This window comes from Acetobacter aceti (assembly GCF_002005445.1).
GTDB classification, from domain to species: Bacteria; Pseudomonadota; Alphaproteobacteria; order Acetobacterales; family Acetobacteraceae; genus Acetobacter; species Acetobacter aceti_B.
Genome location: NZ_CP014692.1, coordinates 1,308,414 through 1,325,155 on the forward strand (window position 1 = coordinate 1,308,414; position 16,742 = coordinate 1,325,155).

Genomic DNA, 16,742 nt, shown 5'->3' on the forward strand with positions numbered 1-16,742 from the left:
CATAGGGGCAAACTCGACCATCAGCGCAACACTCTTTCAGTAAATGCCGCTAACTTTTTCATGAGGATCAATTGTATCCGCACACATTTGTGATGAAAGCATTCGCAATCTGCGTATATTTTGCAAATGCAGGTGTGGTGATTTTTCGGGGCTCTGCTCCGAACCCTCACAAAGCAACACAGTCGCTTCCGATGGCTGGGGAGAGCTCTTTTTGCCAATAAAAAGGCCGCACCTGAGTGGGATATCAGGTTGCAGCCGTTTCAGTGGTTCAGGCGATTGCCGGGTGGTTCAGGGCGTCGCAAGGAAGCGGCGCAACCCGAAACCGGTCGGCTTCTCGTCCAGCACCGGAGAGGGCTGGGTCGCAATCGTGAAGCGACGGAGAGCCTGTTCCCACGGCGCCATATCGGTATTTCCGGAAACTTCCACGCTGTCAACGCCGCAGCGGAGCAGAAATTCATACTGATCTGGAAGAATATGGCCGGAAGCCCGGATTTTTCCCGTGAAATGCAGATGCTCCCGAAGGGCGCGCGCCTGACTGAAAGCGCGGCCATCACGGAATATCGGAAATGTGACGACAACAAGAGCCAGTTTCGGAAGCGCTTCTTTCAGAGTCGAAACGGACTCACTGTTTGGAAGCACCACACCCAGGCGACCTTCTGTACGACCAAGACCTTCGCTCAGCCTGTCGAAAGGCACGATGATATCCCCTGCGCCAAGCGCCTCGCTCTCGACTGCGTAGCGCCATGTGTCCTCGACCGGATGGCCATTCTCAAGCAGGGGCATAAACAACATCCTTGAAGGCAGCCGTGCCGACGCGGCGGTAGGTATCCAGAAACCGTTCGCCGTTTTCACGACGCACGAGATAGAGATCAATCAGCCTTGAGACGGCATCGACCGTTTCATCTTCAGCCATGGCCGGGCCGAGAATCTGGCCGATGGACGCATCTTCCTCGCCCGATCCGCCGAGCGTGATCTGGAAGGCTTCCTGTCCGCGCTTGTCTACGCCAAGAATCCCCAGATGCGCGGCGTGGTGATGACCGCAGGCATTGATGCAGCCCGAAATATTGATCCGCAGATCACCAATCTCACGCTGAAGCTCCAGATTGGCGAACCGGGAACTGAGCTTCTGCGCGATGGGGATCGAGCGGGCATTGGCCAGAGCGCAGTAATCAAGGCCGGGGCAGGCGACGATGTCGGTGATGAAGTTCACGTTGGCCGTGCCGAGGCCAGCCTGTGACAGACGCTGCCAGACCGTGTGCAACTGGTCCTGCCGGACATGACCCAGAACCACGTTCTGGAGGTGGGTCACACGCAGTTCGCCAAAGCTGAATTCGTCGGCGAGATCGGCCAGCAGATCAAGCTGTTCAGCGGTCGCATCACCCGGAATGCCGCCCGCCGGTTTCAGCGAGATGACAACAGAAATATAGCCCGGCGCCTTGTGTTCGTGCGTGTTGGTGCGCACCCAGGCGTCGAACGCGATGTCACGGCGACGGTCCTCAGCCAGCACGGCGACAGCCTCGCCCGCAGGAGCGAAAGCGGGTGCGCCGAAGCGGGCCTTGATCGCTTCAACAAGGCCCGGCTCGATCCGATAGCGCGCCCGGTCCATGGCCACGAATTCTTCCTCGACCTGCCGACGGAATTCGTCTGTGCCAAGGGCCTGCACGAGGATCTTGATGCGCGCCTTGTAGATGTTATCGCGACGTCCGTGGGCGTTATAGACGCGCAGGATCGCTTCCATATAGGCGAGCAGATCTTCTTCAGGCAGATCGTCGCGCAGGCTGACACCCACGATGGGCGTACGACCAAGACCGCCACCGACGAATACCTCGAAAACAGGCCGACCATGTGGGCCGGGACGGGCGATCAGACCGATATCGTGGAACCGTGCGACAACCCGGTCATGCGGACTGCCGGAAATGGCGAACTTGAATTTACGCGGCAGGAAAGTGAATTCCGGGTGCAGCGTGGACCACTGACGCAGGATTTCCGCATGGACGCGCGGGTCGAGCAGCTCATCCTTCGCCGCGCCTGCGAACTCGTCCGAGGTGATGTTGCGGATGCAGTTGCCGCTGGTCTGGATGGCGTGCATGTCGGCTTCCGCCAGCACTTCCAGCGCCGCCACGGTGTCTTCCAGCTTGATCCAGTTGAACTGGATGTTCTGACGCGTGGTGAAGTGTCCGTAACCCTTGTCGAACTCGCGGGCGATGCGGGCGAGGGCGCGGACCTGCTTGCTGCCCAGCGTGCCATAAGGCACCGCCACACGCAGCATGTAGGCGTGCAACTGGAGATACAGCCCGTTCATCAGGCGCAGTGGCTTGAATTCTTCTTCGGTCAGATCACCGGCAATGCGGCGATTGACCTGATCGCGGAACTGCTCGATCCGTTCACGCAGGAAGGTGCGATCGATCTGATCGTAACCGTAACGGCCGACCGGCAGCACGGCGGGAGCAGCTTCAGCGCGTGTCATGGTTTCTGTTGACATGGCGCACCTCTCAGAGTGGGGAGAATTCAGGGTGGACAGAAGGACCGAAGGCGCGAATACGTTCACGGGATGTCACGGGGATGATCTTCCCGTCAGTGTCGTCCTGCACCTGGACGCCATAAACGCCGACCAGCCCCAGCTCCTGCGCCTTACCCTGTAATGAGGACAGCAGGTCTTCGACGTCAGTGTTTGAAACGGGAGCAGATTCAGTGATGCGTTCTTTCCACGAGCCATCCGCGGCCCGCCAGACAGTAATGCCGTCCAGCAGCCGGTTGGCGGTGATGACGCTCTGCCCGTCTGCATCGCGTCTGTTGCTTCTGATATCCACCACGTCGAAATAAATCCCCTGAACAGGCGTTCCGGCTGGTGCCGGGGCCAATCAACTACGCTTTTGCGTCCCTCATGACAACAGAAAAGCTGAAAATCACGTTTTCTGTCTGTTGAATATCACGCGGCAGCGGCGTGCCGACCGTTCATGATACTCAAGAGTGTTCCATTACGGAACAAACGCGCCGCATCAATATGCAGCTTCGCTCCGGAAGAAAAAATCTGCTCGCTGCCTGAACCCAGAACTTCCACAATTCGTCCGTTCAGATCAACCGCCAGACGGGAAAGTCCGTAGCGTGATCCAATGCGACGCACCGGCGCGCCATTGGCGTCGGCGGTCAGTCGGACTTCATGGGGCCTGATCAGGGCAACCCCAGGTCCGTCTTCTTCGATTGTCACAGGAAAAGGTGTGACATGAGATGTTTCCGGCAGGAATATCCCCCCGGAAACGGTTCCCCGGAACGTCAGGGTTTCGCCCAGAAACTCCATGACGAACGGTGTGGCAGGGTGCGCTTCCAGCTCTCCCGCGTCTGCATCCTGCACGATCCGACCGTCCTGCATCACGACCAGCCTGTCAGCAACATCCAGAGCCTCTTCCTGATCATGGGTCACAAGAATGGTGGTGAGGCCCAACCGGTCATGCAGCGAGCGAAGCCATTCACGGACTGCCCGGCGCACAACCGGATCCAGAGCGCCAAAAGGCTCGTCCAGCAGAAGATGCTTCGGGTTCGTCGCGAGAGCACGTGCGAGCGCCACGCGCTGGCGCTGGCCGCCGGACAGACGTTGCGGGTAGGCGTTGCCGAGGTTGGGAAGCTGGATCAGTTCCAGCAACTCTTTCACCCGTCCATCGATCTCGGCTTTGCCCGGACGGTCACGTCCCGGCAGGACGTCGAGGCCGAAAGAGATGTTCTTCGCCACGGTCATGTGCTGGAACAGGGCGTAGTTCTGGAACACAAATCCGACATTGCGCTCACGAGGCGTCAGTTCAGCGGAGTCCCGCCCGTCGATCGTCAGCAGTCCCGAAGAATGCGGGTCCAGCCCGGCGATGGAGCGCAGCAGGGTCGTCTTGCCCGCGCCGGATGGTCCGACCAGCGCCACGAACGAGCCATCCGGAATATCGACGGAAACGCGGTCAAGCAGGATACGGTCCGGGTTGCCCGGTGCGCGGCGGATGAGTTTTTCGATGTGTACGCTCATGATCCGGCATCTCCAGCCAGCGCGGCACGTCGTGCCCGGTTTTCAAAAAAAGCCCTGAACCCCACCGTCGTCATGGCCATGATGGCCAGAAGCGCCGCCATGGAGAACGCTGCGACCGACTGGTAGCCATTATAGAGCGTTTCGATGTGCAGGGGCATTGTTTCCGTCATGCCCGGAATATGGCCGGATACGACCGACACCGCGCCGAACTCGCCCATGGCGCGGGCTGTGGTGAGCAGTACGCCGGACAGCAACGCCCATCGCGCATCCGGCAGGGTGACACGCCAGAGGATCTGCCAGAAGGATGCGCCCAGCAGCGTGGCCGCGTCTTCCGCATCCCGACCCTGCTGCTCCATCAGAGGCAGGATCGTGCGCGTAACGTATGGGAAGGTCACGAACAGCGTGGCGAGCAGGATGCCCGCCGGAGCAAACGCGATGTGGATGTTGTAACGCTCCAGCGCGGCGCCCCACCAGCCTTGCGAGCCGAAAAGCAGCAGCCACACCAGACCCGCGACGACAGGAGACACACTGATCGGGATTTCGATCAGGGCCACCAGCACGCCACGAAAAGGAAAGCGGTATTTCGAGATCAGCCACGCAGCCAGAACACCGAAGATGGTGTTGATGACGACGGACAGCACGGTCATTTCGACGGTCAGCCTGATCGCCGACAGAGCGTCAGGATCAGCCAGAGAAGCGAGCGCCGTGGGAAGTCCGTCACGCAGGGCTTCCGAGATGACCAGAAGCGGCGGCAGGATCAGAACGACGCCCACAATGAGCCATGTGGTGGCGACCAGTGACCAGCGGGTGAGAGCGCTCATCAGTTCACTCCCGAGATCAGGCCGCGGGCCACACGCCGACGCAGCATGGCGACACCGGCAAGGCAGAGCATCGAGGCGACAAGCAGGATGAACGCGATGGAGGTCGCGCCAGCGTAGTCGAACTCCTGAAGGCGGACGACCACCAGCAGGGGAGCGATTTCTGTTCTGAACGGCTGGTTGCCGGCGATGAAGATGACCGAACCGTATTCACCGATTCCGCGTGCGAACGCCAGACCGAACCCACTGACCGTGGCGGGGAGAAGCGAAGGCAGCACCACACGCCACACCGTCTGCCATGAGCTTGCGCCCAGCAGTCCGGCCGCCTCTTCCTGTTCCGGTGGCAGGCCGCGCAGCACCGGTTCCACGCTGCGGACGATAAACGGCAGGCCGACAAACATCAGCGCCACGACAATACCGGCGGTGGAGTAGGCAATGCTGATCCCGAGATGCGCCAGCGGTTTGCCGAGCCAGCCCTGCGGCCCATACAGCGTGGCCAGTGTGATGCCCGTCACGGCGGTCGGAATGGCGAATGGCAGATCAATCAGTGCATCCACAATCCGACGGCCCGGCAGGCGCACCCGCACGAGAGTCCAGGTCAGCAGCAGACCGACGGGTACATTGATCAGGGCGGCAATGAAAGCCGTGACGAAACTGACCCGTAGTGCGGCGAACATACGGCCATCGTGCAGGGCTGTTGTCATCGCGCCGAGCCCTTCCTGCCATGGGCGCAGTACAAGCGCGGCGAGAGGCAGCGCCACGATCAGTCCGATCCAAAGCAGGGTAGAGAAAAGCGCCAGACGAAAGCCGGGGAGGGGGTCACTCGTGCGGGAACGCACGGGCATCGTCGCCTCAGCCATGTTGCGTATAGATCTGGTCGAAGATCCCTCCTGCCGCGAAGTGCCTTTTCTGAACGGCCGCCCAGCCACCCAGACTGGCAATGTCGAAAGTCTTCACCTTGGGAAACTCAGCGGCATGGGAGCGCGCCACCGTGCTGTCAGTCGGTCGGAAATAATGTTTCGCGGCGATATCCTGCGCCTGAGGCGTGTAGAGGAATTCGAGATAGTCCTGTGCGATGGCGGTTGTGCCATGTGTGCTGGCATTGTGATCCACGAGCGCGACCGGAGGTTCCGCCAGAACCGAGAGGGATGGCACAATAATGTCGAAGCGGTCCGGTCCCAGCTCATGGGTGGCGAGCAGAGCCTCATTTTCCCATGCGATCAGGACGTCGCCAAGACCTCGCTGTACGAAGCTGTTGGTGGCTCCCCGTGCTCCGGCGTCCAGCACCGGTACATGCTGGAAGAGTTCCTGAAGATAGGCACGGGCCGATGCGTCCGTGCCGCCTGTCTGATGAAGCGCCCAGCCCCACGCCGCGAGGTAGTTCCACCGTGCACCACCGGATGTTTTCGGATTTGGAGTCACGACCTGAACGTCGCCATGCACCAGATCCGTCCAGTCGTGGATAGCTTTAGGATTTCCCTTTCTGACAAGGAAAACGATCGTGCTGGTAAATGGCGTGGAATTATGCGGCAGACGTCCCTGCCAGTCTGCCGCCACCAGACCTTTCTGCGCCAGCATGTCGATATCCCGGGCCAGACCGAGCGACACAATATCAGCGGGCGCGCCTTCCATTACGGAGCGGGCCTGCGCACCTGAGCCACCGTTGGACGTGCGGACTGTTACAGACGATCCGCTGCTGTTCTTTTCATTTTCAGAAAATGCTGCATTGATTTCACGGTAGAGTTCCCGTGTTGGGTCGTAGGACACATTGAGCAGCGTCGTCGCGGCACGAGCGGACGTTCCCCGCAGAAATGTGGCTGATCCCGCACAGGCCAGTCCCCCCACAAGAAGGGCGCGCCGGGAGAGGGCGGAGAGGGTGTCTGGCGGCATGGCGGGCACTCGGTCGTTCTATATTACGGCACTGGATCGTTGTAATATGATTTTACACATAGGTTCTTGAACTCATTTAAGCAAGCTGACGGGTTTATGAAAATAAACACTATTTAAAATTGTTATTTTAGCTTGCGAATAGATCTGTCAGGAAAGTTCAGTAAATTATCGATAAACTGAACGTCTCAGTCTATCGTGAACAGATAGGTCAGGGTGACCGGCGGGTCCTGAGGATCGGTACTGGTCTGTTTTGTGATCGTCACTCTGTCTGTTCCACTGAAATCAGGATCAGAGCGATATTGCAGGACAGATCCTTTGACGGGCATGGCGTTGCATTTCATCAAGGGGCCAACAGTGTGATGGGCCAGTCCGATGGCGGATGTGCTCATCCGCAACGCACCGTGAGCCGGGCCTTTGACAAGCTTGATCGCGGGGACGTAGCGCGGAGAGCAGTCGGTGTTGAGGACCGAGTAAAACACCGAGACAACTTTCCCCGCGGGAACGGTGATAGTCTGTTCGTTTGTCTGTGAGGATGAGTGCTCCTGCCAGACGACGCGGTTGTCATAAGCGTAGAGATGGCAGTTTTGAGAGGCTTTGTTGCAGGCGGAAAGAGCGGACGTGATGGGGTCGAAAGCATGAGCCCCCACACTTTCGACGTCATCTCCGATGACAAAGGCTCTCGGCGTCTGCTGTGCCAGAAAAGTCTGGTAGGCCTTGCGCATCATGTCGTTCCGGGCGGGAAGCCTGCTGAAATCGTTCAGTTCCGCATAGCCGGATGATGGAGGCGGCAGGGCAGGGAGGTAATCGGACACGACAACCGTGTGGGGCAGTCCCGCCTGTTCCAGCATCGCGTCAGCCTGTGACAGCCATGGTCTGAGTCCGTCCGGGTCATTCAGGAGAGAATGGGAATCATTGAGAAAAGGCGGAACATCCACCAGTTCTGCCCGTGGATTCTTTTCCCTGTAAGCGGCGAACATTGCTTTCCATGTTGCTGTGGGAGCCAGAGAATCATTCTCGCCCTGAACCCACAAAGTTGGAAGCCGGGTTTCAGCGCCGAACTCACCTGCACCGGCCAGCAGCCTGTCAGCGTCATTGTGGCAGCTTGAAACATGCATCAGGGGAAAGAACAGGAGCTGGGCGCGTGTGCCGGGAAGCGGCATGGTTCCCATGGCCATCTGGACCCAGCCGCCAAAACTGAGGCCTGCCGTGACAATCCGTGTAGCATCAATGTCGGAAAGCTCTGCAATGGCAGCAGAGATATCCCGAGTGTCTTCTGCATTGCGGCGGGCTGTGGTGGCGAGTTCGCACCCGTCAGAGATCAACTGACCTCCTGAGCCGGCAAACCCTCTCGCCATGGGGCGGAGAACCGCATAGCCACGTGCAAGAAAATATCCGGAGAGATAATCGTATCGATCTCGTGTTCCATGATTGGAGCCGGAAATATGCGAGGCGCCGCCACTGACGATAGCGAGGGGGAACGGACCCGCCATGTGAGGCAGAAGCAGCGTCGCTTCAAGAATTGTTCCGTCTCTCGTCGGAAGCCGGAAGAGTTGCTCCGAAAAAGCCGTGTGACGCTCAGGAAGCGTTGTCTGTGTCTCGGATATGGGAGCAATGGAGGCCGCGTTCAGTGGAGGTGACAGGAACGACATCGCTGCGGCCATGAAGGCAAGACATGAAACGGCACAGCTATGCATCAGAGCGCATCCTTGTTTGAACCTGTCCTGTTCATGCCGATCATCGTCGGCAGAGAGTTCCCTCTTTATACAGGAAGCCATTGAAAGTGATGAATCTCGTCTGGCGTAAGGCTGAAAAGCTGTTCTGATTTTTTGATGAGGCGATCTGCGTGGCGCTTCACAACTGAGGTCGCGGGCTGTTATTTAATATGTAGATGTTTCTGGATATTGTTCTTTTGTGGAAGAAAATATTTATGGTTTTATATAGAAAAAGTTTATTATCGATTTCTGTTCAATGAGTTGATTAATGGAATAAATATTTTAAAGTTCTCTACAGTCACGAATACGAGATGCCATCGAAAGAAACCTGGAAAATATCGCTTTCGACGGACCATCTCCGTATCGTCTGCCGCAAACACCTTACTGGGCTGTTTCCGGCAGGGCCGAATCCTGAACGGAGCGCGTCAGGTCAGCATCTTTCCCGAGCGTTGTCACCGGAACATCGCCCACGGGCTTCGGTGTATGCAGCCCGTCATACTGCAAGGGCTTGAACGGTCTGATCTGCTTGAGGCCAGGGAGGTCTTTCGCCGACCAGCCGCCGCCAAGAGCGCCGATCAGGGCGACAACGGATTGCCGCTGCCGTGTTTTCACACCGACGAGGCTGACGCGTGCGACGAGAGCAGCCTGCTGTGCCACGACGACATCGAGATAGTTTGTCAGGCCACCCGTATAAAGCTGCATGGTCATCGTCTGGGTGCGAAGGGCCGCATCCACCGCTCTCGCCTGCTGCTCGGTCTCGGTGCGCAGGCGGTTCGTATTGGTCAGGCCGTCTTCCACTTCCTGAAAGGCGGTCAGGACCGTAGCGCGATAGGTCTCTTCGGACTGACGATATTGCGACCATGAACGCTGCAGTTCCGCACGACGCACACCCCCCTGAAACAGGGGAAGAATTGCCTGCGCACCGAGCTGGTACATCGAGTTCGACAGTGACGCGAGATCAAAGCCGTTATCCATGAAGCCGGTCATCGCGTTGAACGTGACGTGTGGATAAAAAGCCGCGCGAGACACGCCTATGGCGCGGTTGGCCTGCGCCATGGCCCGTTCGGAGGCGGCAATATCAGGGCGGCGTTCAAGCAGTGTCGAGGGCAGGCCCGCCGCGGGGTGAATATCGGACAGGGCGATCCTGTTCCGTGGCGCAATATGGAAAGACGCAGGCGCGGTATTCACCAGAACGGCAATGGCGTGTTCCATCACATTCCGTCGCGCGAGGATATCGGTCTCTTCCGCCTGCGTTGAGGCAAGCTGGGCCTCGGCGCGTGACACATCCAGACCGGCCGCAATCGCGCCTGCCAGACGCATATGCGTGATCTGGACCGCAAGCTGGTAATATCTGATGGAGTCCCGGTACACCGCGTCCTGAGCATCCAGCCCACGCAGCGCGATGTAATCAGAGGCGAGTTCCGTCGTCAGGCTGAGGCGCGCCACGGCGTATTCGGCGGCATTCTGCTGCGCCGACTGCTTGGCGATTAAAGTCCGGTTCCGGATGGCGTTCCAGAAGTCAGGCTCCCAGGTCGCGGCGGCCTGATACTGCTCGGAGGACATGTAGATCGGGCCTTTGGCGGTACCACCCCGCCACAGCCGGTTCCGGGAGCTTTTGTCCTTTTCACCGCTCGCGCCGCCAATGAGCTGAGGGTACAGGTGAGAGGCCATCTGCGCCGCCACATCCCGGGACTGGGTGAAGTTTTCGGCGGCCACCTGAAGGTTCGGATTGGCGGCCAGCATCCGCTCTTCCAGCTGATCGAGCTCCGGGTCTCCGAAATCACGCCACCAGTCTGAGCGGGGAGCCCCCTCATCCGGTTGCCCGTAATGCATCACGCCCTGACCTTCCCACTGAGCTGGATAGATCAGTTTTGTGGGCGCATAGCGCGGGGCCATATCACAGCCCGCAAGAGTCGATGTCGCCAGAAAGAGGAGAGCGAAGTGACAGGAAAACGACCGCCTCATTCGCGACCGCCTGCTTCTGCCGAGGGTCTGTTGTCTTCCGGCATGGCCCGCACATCGTCATTCTGTGACTGTGTAGCCGGTTTTTTCGGTGGCGTGGACGGCATGTTGTATCCGCGTGTGCCCGGTACGATGCGGACCTTGTCACCATCCAGCAGGCCGGCGGAGGGGTTGTTGATGATCCTGTCGGACCGGTTGATCCCGGACAGCACCTGAACTGTGGCGCCAAGCACGGTGCCGACCCTGATCGGAACCAGATGCACATGATCGGTCGGATCAACCACGGCCACCTGCATGCCTTCGGCCCTGAAAATCAGCGCGCCCTGAGGCAGGATCAGGATGTTGGCGTTACCCGGCGCTTCGAAGTGAGCGGTGGCGAATGAGTCGGGCCAGAGTTCCCCAAGAGGATTATCAACCATCAGCTCCGTGTTCACGGTGCGGGTGTTAGGGTTGAACGCGGCAGCCGTAGCGACATAGCGTGCCGGGAAAGTCCGGCCGGGAAATTGCGGAACACTCAGGGTCGCGGTGAGGGCTGGACTGATGATGTAAGCATAATCCTGCGGCACGGAGACGAAGATACGCATGGCGTGGATATCAGCCACGCTGAACAGTTCCGTCGCATTGCCGCGTGTGCCGACATCGCCTCGTCCGGCGTTCACATAGTCACCGACATCCGCCAGACGCGCGGTGACGACGCCGTCGAAGGGAGCCACGATCTTCTTGAACCCTTCAAGCGCCTGATAACGCTCCATCTCATGACGGGCGGCTTCGACCAGCGCCTTCTCAGCTTCGGCGTTGGCGGCCTGCACATCGACTTCCTGCTGGGAAACAGCCTGCGTGCCTTCGAGCGCCTTCCAGCGTCTGGAGGTGATCTGCGCAAGCTTGTAGCGGGCGACCGCAACGTCCAGATTGGCCTTGGCCGCGGCATACTGGGCATCGAGGCCCGGCGTGTCGATTTCCGCAAGCACGTCACCGGTCTTCACATGCGCGCCGATGTCCTTGTACCACATCTTCACGTAGCCGGAGACCTGTGCGTAGATCGGGGCAAGATACCAGGCCGAGATATTGGCGGGCAGCTTAAGGTTCATATGATCCGGACCCGGCTGGGCCGTAATGACCTGCACCTGCGGGAGAGCGCTTTCGGCTGTCTCCCGTGCGAGATGGTCATAGTGCATATTGCGCTGGAGGATGCCCCATGCCGCCAGAACGATGACGAGAATGACGACAAGGATCAGCACGAAGCGTCCGCGTGAAGTCTGGGCGCTCATGCGGTTTCTCCTTCCGGGTGTGGCATCTGTTTTCCATGACGGCGTGAATGAATGGCGGCGAAAACACACGGTACGAAGATCAGTGTCGAGAGTGTCGCGACAATCAGCCCCCCCATGACAGCCCGTCCGAGGGGAGCATTCTGGGAGTTGCTCATGGCCATGGGCAGCATGCCCACGATCATGGCCGATGCTGTCATCAGCACGGGACGTATGCGCTCGAAACCGGCATCGACCGCCGCTTTCACGGCGTCGCCGTGGCGCATCAGCTCGTCACGGGCAAAGGACACGACCAGAATGGAGTTCGCCGTCGCCGTACCCATGCACATGATCGCACCTGTCAGGGCCGGAACGGACAGCGCCGTATGCGTCAGGAACAGCGACCAGGCGATGCCGGCCAGCGCTCCGGGGAGGGCGGTGATGATGATGAACGGATCAAGCCAGGACTGGAAGTTGACCACAATCACCAGATACACCAGCAGGATCGACATGGCGAGGCCGCCGATCAGCTGGATATAGGCGGCGTTCATCGTCACGCCCTGACCGTTCACGGTCATGGAAGAGCCGCGCGGAAGACGCTCCTGCTCCTGCTCGACAATACGGTTCACCTGTTTCGCCACGCGACCGAGATCAAGCCCTTCATTGGAGGCGTAGATGTCAAAGACCGGCATGATGTTGTAGTGCGCGATTTCGCCGGGTGTGCCGGTCGGGGCAATTTCACTCAGACCACCCAGAATCTGCGGTGACGCACCTGTCGGATTGCCATCTCCCTTGTCGATCGGGGTCAGTTCCAGATCATTCAGAGTCTGGAGGAAGTGGGACGGGGTCTGGATGTCGATCAGATGTGAAACGCCGGTCTTCGGATCAAGCCAGTAGACCTGTCCGACCTGCGAGCTGCCCGAGAGCGAGATCAACATGTTGTTGGTGATATTCGCTTCGGTGATGCCGGTTCCCAGGGCGAAGCTGCGTCGTGCATTGACCAGCAATGTCGGCGTGGTCATCGGCTGCTGAACGGAGATGTCCGTCAGGCCCGGAACATGCCTCAGGCGGGCGGCAAGATGATTGGCGAAGGCGAAATTCTCTTTCAGGTTTCGTCCGATGATCTGCACATCCAGAGGTGCTGGCGCACCAAAATTGAGGATCTTGGCGGTCAGATCCGCAGGCTGGAAGGTGATCTGCGTGCCGGGGAACGTGCGCGCAAGGCCATTCCGCAGAATCTGGCGGTATTCCGCAACAGGGGATTCCTCATTCTTTAGCGTGATCGTCAGATCGCAGTCCTGCGCTCCGACTGTCGGCGTGGGAATGAAGGCCTGATTGAGGGCGCTGAATGGCAGTCCGCAGTTATCGACAATCGTTTCGACCTGTCCGGGAAGCAGGCGGCTGATCTCATCGTTGATGAGCTGGGAAATCTTGCCTGATTCTTCAATGCGTGTGCCGAGGGGCGCGCGCATATGCATGGCGAGAGAGTTCGACTTGATCTCGGGGAAGAAGTCCTGTCCGACGAAAAAAAGCAGACCGAGCGATGAGAGTGAGGCGACGAGGAACCCCCCGATAAAGGTGCCTCGAATGCTTTGAAGGTGCGCCAGCATGTCACGATAGGCGTGGCGGAACCGTTCGAACTTCGCTTCAAACCCGCGCTGGAAACGGCCGAAGAAGGATTTCGGCTCTCCAGCGGCATGCCCGTGTCCGGCGGCGACCTGTGCCGCCAGCATGTATTTGGCCATGGTTGGAACGAGCGTTCTGGACAGGATGAAGGAAGCGATCATCGCGAAGATGATGGCTTCAGCCATGGGCATGAACAACCATCCGGCCACGCCGCTGAGCTGGAAGAGCGGCATCCAGACGATACAGATGCACAGCGTTGAGACGAAGGTGGCGATGACGATCTGGTTGGCGGCATCAATGATCGCCGTTTCCAGATCCTTGTCCATGGCCAGATGCGCATCGATATTTTCGATCATGACGGTCGCGTCATCGACCAGAATACCGACGGCCAGCGCCAGTCCGCCCAGGGTCATGACATTGATGGTCTGACCGGCCCAGCCCAGGGAGATGATCGAGCACAGCATGGCGAGCGGAATGGACGTCGCGATGATGACGGTCGACCGCCATGAGCCAAGGAACAGCAGCACAACCAGCCCGGTCAGGCAGGCGGCTGTCAGCATTTCCTGCACCACGTCGCGGACAGATTCCTTCACGAACGTGGAGGCGTCGTTGATGACATGAATATCCACGCCCGGAGGCAGTGTTTTCTGGATACCCGGCAGGAGTTTCTTGACCCCGGCCACGACATCCAGTGTCGAGGCGTCGCCACTCTTCATGATGACGATCAGCACGCCCTGCTGCCCTTTGACCAGCACAAGATTGGTCTGGGGCGGCCCTCCCTGATGCACCCAGGCGACGTCGCGCATGTACACGACAGAATTGCCAACCTGTTTGATCGGGAGTTCGTTCAGCGTATCGATTTCGCGCGGGGACGCGTTGGTCTGCACCATCCAGTCGAAGGCGCCGATCTTCTGGTCACCGGCGGGAAGGACGATATTCTGCTTTCCAAGAGCCGTGGAAACGTCAACCGGCGACAGTCCATGCGCAAGCAGTTTGGTCGGATCGAGATCCACCATGACGTTGCCCGGCTGACCACCATAAGGATTGGGAATGGCCGCGCCCGCGACGGACACCAGCGCCGGTCTGATCAGGTTCGACGACATGTCGTAGATTTGGGATGCTGTCAGATGCGTCGAAGAGACCTGAAGTGTCAGGACCGGGACGGAAGAAGCATTGTAGGTGAGAACGAGCGGGGGAGTGGACCCCGTCGGCATCTGTTTCAGAACAGTCTGGGAGACGGCTGTGATCTGGGTCTGCGCGGCGGAAGGGTCCGTGCCGGGCTGAAAGAACACCTTGACGATGCCGCGTCCGTAGTAGGACTGGCTTTCGATGTGTTCGATATTATTGACCGTGGCTGTCAGCGCGCGTTCATAATAGTAAATGACGCGGCCCGACATATCTTCCGGCATAAGACCGGTATAGGTCCAGACAACGGCGACCACAGGAATTCGAATGCTTGGAAAGACGTCTGTTGGCGTCGATACGATAGCACGAAGACCAAACACCAGTATCAGGATCGACAGGACGACGAAAGTATAAGGACGCTTCAGAGCGACCAGAACGATCTCATTCATGCCGATCCATTTCCGGACTGCTCTGAACTGGATGGAATGTTCATGTGGTCCTCTGTGACAGCAGGCACGGCATGATGCCAGTAAATTACTTTTTATGGTATGTTCTGAGCCCGTACATACCAGCGCATAACATCAAGCTACAGCAACCCGTGGTTAAAGTTTCCCGTCCCCGGCGCTGTTGGTACTTTTTCAGGGCTCTGCCTTACCGGTGGTTCTGGCCGAGGGCAAATGCTTCTTTTGAGGAAAAACACTGGAAACGGCAGCCTCCACTCCTGTCAGAAACCTTTTCGGCTGAGACTCTATCGCTGGTTTTTAGAAAATCTCTCTGTTCGTGTCTCGGGTCTGAAAAATATTTGTGACAGCTTTCCTGTAAATAACTAAATTAAATAGTAATATTGTATTTCTGCTTCCACAGGCTTTTTCGATTCTGTCTGAAAAAGGAAATGAGAAGTCATAAAATTTTTTCTGGCCGTAAAATATGAAATCAATATATTTTAACATATTGATTTAAATACATAATTATAAAACGATTTAAAATAGTTATATAATTATGTAAAATTATTATATCCATTTTTTGTTTCGTTGTTTGTTGACCGGGCGGCTTGAATGTGCCTCAATACGTTCACACCATGAACGGTGTTTTGAAGAAGATGGGAATCATGCACGCGATGTCAGATCGAATGTGTCGCACGACCCGATGTCGGGTCGACTGCGCTGACGCCCTGAAGGGCGTCATTCACCTCCGATAGCCGGCAGCGATCTGTCGGCCGGCCATTTGGTCAGGAAGGCGGATTGCCATGTATGAGTCTCATGCTGTTGAAATTGATGGTGTTTTTCTGGGCGCCATCATTCTGGATACCAACCGGACATCCCACCGTTTTTATGCGACACACGACAGCGTCCGTGTTCTGCACAATCAGATTCTGAACGAACGAAGAGAACTGGTCCGGCGTGCAGCCGCTCAGTTTCGTGGCTCTGCGCGAAACGGAGGCCAGCATGCTTATCACTCGGCCTGATGGTGTCGATGCACAAGCTCTGATCCGACAGGAAGCCGTGGTGCAGCAGGAGGGACGCGGTCATGGCGCTCCTTTCCAGGAGGGTGGAGCAGCTCAACTCTGGCGGCTGATGCGCAAGGAAGCGCGACTTAACGCCGATATGGTTCTGATCGGATTGATCCGGAGTTGCATTCTTGATCAGCGGGATCTGGCTGGTGGTCTGGCGCGCCTTCTTTCTTCCAAATTTGCGGGAGAAATGGTGCCTGCGCAGGTTCTCAACGCGCTGATCCGTGATTTTTTCCAGATCCGACCGGATGCTGCTGAAATGGCGGCCGCAGACCTGTGCTCAATAAGAGAAAGAGATCCGGCCGCAGTCGACCACATCACGCCGTTTCTCTTTTTTAAAGGCTTTCAGGCGGTGCAGGCTCATCGCGTTGCACACTGGCTGTGGCATGAGGACCGGAAGTTTCTCGCGCGTTATATCCAGGGGAGGGCATCCGAGCTGTTTGCTGTGGATATTCATCCTGCCGCACAGCTTGGAAAGAGAATCATGTTCGATCATGGCACTGGCATCGTGGTGGGTGAGAGTGCCGTGGTGGAGGACGACGTTGCTCTGCTCCAGAATGTCACGCTGGGCGGGACAGGTAAGGAGGGTGGAGATCGGCATCCGAAAGTGCGTCGCGGCGCACTGATTGGAACCGGCGCAAAAGTGCTGGGCAATATCGAGATTGGTGAAGGCGCTAAAATAGGCGCGGGAGCGATCGTTTTAAAATCTGTTGAACCATATACGACCGTTGTCGGTAATCCAGCTCGACCTGTGGGTAAAAAACACACGGAATTACCTTCCCTGACAATGGATCAGTCTCTTCCCGTTGTGGATTATGTAATCTGAACAGAGACATGAACCGCTTCTTC

At 58.0% G+C, this 16,742-nt stretch carries 13 protein-coding genes; 2 read left to right on the forward strand and 11 right to left on the reverse strand.

What is annotated here, in order from left to right; genetic code table 11:
• Positions 1-288 precede the first annotated feature (288 nt).
• The 11 genes from A0U92_RS05910 to A0U92_RS05960 form a co-directional block, all read right to left on the reverse strand.
• A complete protein-coding gene (locus A0U92_RS05910) occupies positions 289-783 on the reverse strand; it encodes a DUF934 domain-containing protein (RefSeq protein ID WP_077812422.1) in 495 nt (164 codons plus the stop codon).
• On the reverse strand, positions 770-2,482 hold the full coding sequence (locus A0U92_RS05915; RefSeq protein WP_077812423.1) for a nitrite/sulfite reductase: 1,713 nt from the start codon (positions 2,480-2,482) through the stop codon (positions 770-772). The genes A0U92_RS05910 and A0U92_RS05915 overlap by 14 nt, the downstream gene beginning before the upstream one ends.
• Positions 2,483-2,492: 10 nt before the next feature.
• Positions 2,493-2,810, reverse strand: coding sequence for a DUF2849 domain-containing protein (locus tag A0U92_RS05920; RefSeq protein ID WP_187668916.1), 318 nt, complete (start codon positions 2,808-2,810; stop codon positions 2,493-2,495).
• Between the two features lie 119 nt (positions 2,811-2,929).
• The gene (locus A0U92_RS05925) at positions 2,930-4,006 is read right to left on the reverse strand and encodes a sulfate/molybdate ABC transporter ATP-binding protein (protein WP_077812425.1); all 1,077 of its coding nucleotides are present in this window, start codon (positions 4,004-4,006) and stop codon (positions 2,930-2,932) included.
• Entirely contained in the window at positions 4,003-4,827 is an 825-nt protein-coding gene (locus A0U92_RS05930) for a sulfate ABC transporter permease (protein ID WP_077812426.1), read from the reverse strand. Before A0U92_RS05930 ends, A0U92_RS05925 begins: the two co-directional genes overlap by 4 nt.
• Positions 4,827-5,684 carry a sulfate ABC transporter permease subunit CysT gene (gene cysT, locus A0U92_RS05935; protein WP_077812427.1) on the reverse strand — a complete coding sequence of 286 codons (858 nt, stop codon included), beginning with the start codon at positions 5,682-5,684 and terminating at the stop codon, positions 4,827-4,829. The genes A0U92_RS05930 and cysT overlap by 1 nt, the downstream gene beginning before the upstream one ends.
• Positions 5,677-6,714 carry a sulfate ABC transporter substrate-binding protein gene (locus tag A0U92_RS05940; protein ID WP_077812428.1) on the reverse strand — a complete coding sequence of 346 codons (1,038 nt, stop codon included), beginning with the start codon at positions 6,712-6,714 and terminating at the stop codon, positions 5,677-5,679. Before A0U92_RS05940 ends, cysT begins: the two co-directional genes overlap by 8 nt.
• 185 nt (positions 6,715-6,899) lie before the next feature.
• On the reverse strand, positions 6,900-8,408 hold the full coding sequence (locus A0U92_RS05945; RefSeq protein WP_077812429.1) for an alpha/beta hydrolase family protein: 1,509 nt from the start codon (positions 8,406-8,408) through the stop codon (positions 6,900-6,902).
• A gap of 399 nt (positions 8,409-8,807) precedes the next feature.
• Complete coding sequence (locus A0U92_RS05950) at positions 8,808-10,391, reverse strand: efflux transporter outer membrane subunit (RefSeq protein ID WP_077812430.1); 1,584 nt, start codon at positions 10,389-10,391, stop codon at positions 8,808-8,810.
• Positions 10,388-11,656, reverse strand: a complete 1,269-nt coding sequence (locus A0U92_RS05955; RefSeq protein WP_077812431.1) for an efflux RND transporter periplasmic adaptor subunit — start codon at positions 11,654-11,656, stop codon at positions 10,388-10,390. The genes A0U92_RS05950 and A0U92_RS05955 overlap by 4 nt, the downstream gene beginning before the upstream one ends.
• Positions 11,653-14,832: an efflux RND transporter permease subunit gene (locus A0U92_RS05960; RefSeq protein WP_077812432.1), complete on the reverse strand. Its 3,180-nt coding sequence runs from the start codon at positions 14,830-14,832 to the stop codon at positions 11,653-11,655. The genes A0U92_RS05955 and A0U92_RS05960 overlap by 4 nt, the downstream gene beginning before the upstream one ends.
• Positions 14,833-15,629: 797 nt before the next feature.
• Here A0U92_RS05960 and A0U92_RS05965 point away from each other — a divergent pair.
• Entirely contained in the window at positions 15,630-15,848 is a 219-nt protein-coding gene (locus A0U92_RS05965; protein WP_077812433.1) for a hypothetical protein, read from the forward strand.
• Positions 15,829-16,719, forward strand: coding sequence for a serine O-acetyltransferase (gene cysE / locus A0U92_RS05970; RefSeq protein ID WP_077812434.1), 891 nt, complete (start codon positions 15,829-15,831; stop codon positions 16,717-16,719). Before A0U92_RS05965 ends, cysE begins: the two co-directional genes overlap by 20 nt.
• Positions 16,720-16,742: the final 23 nt, after the last annotated feature.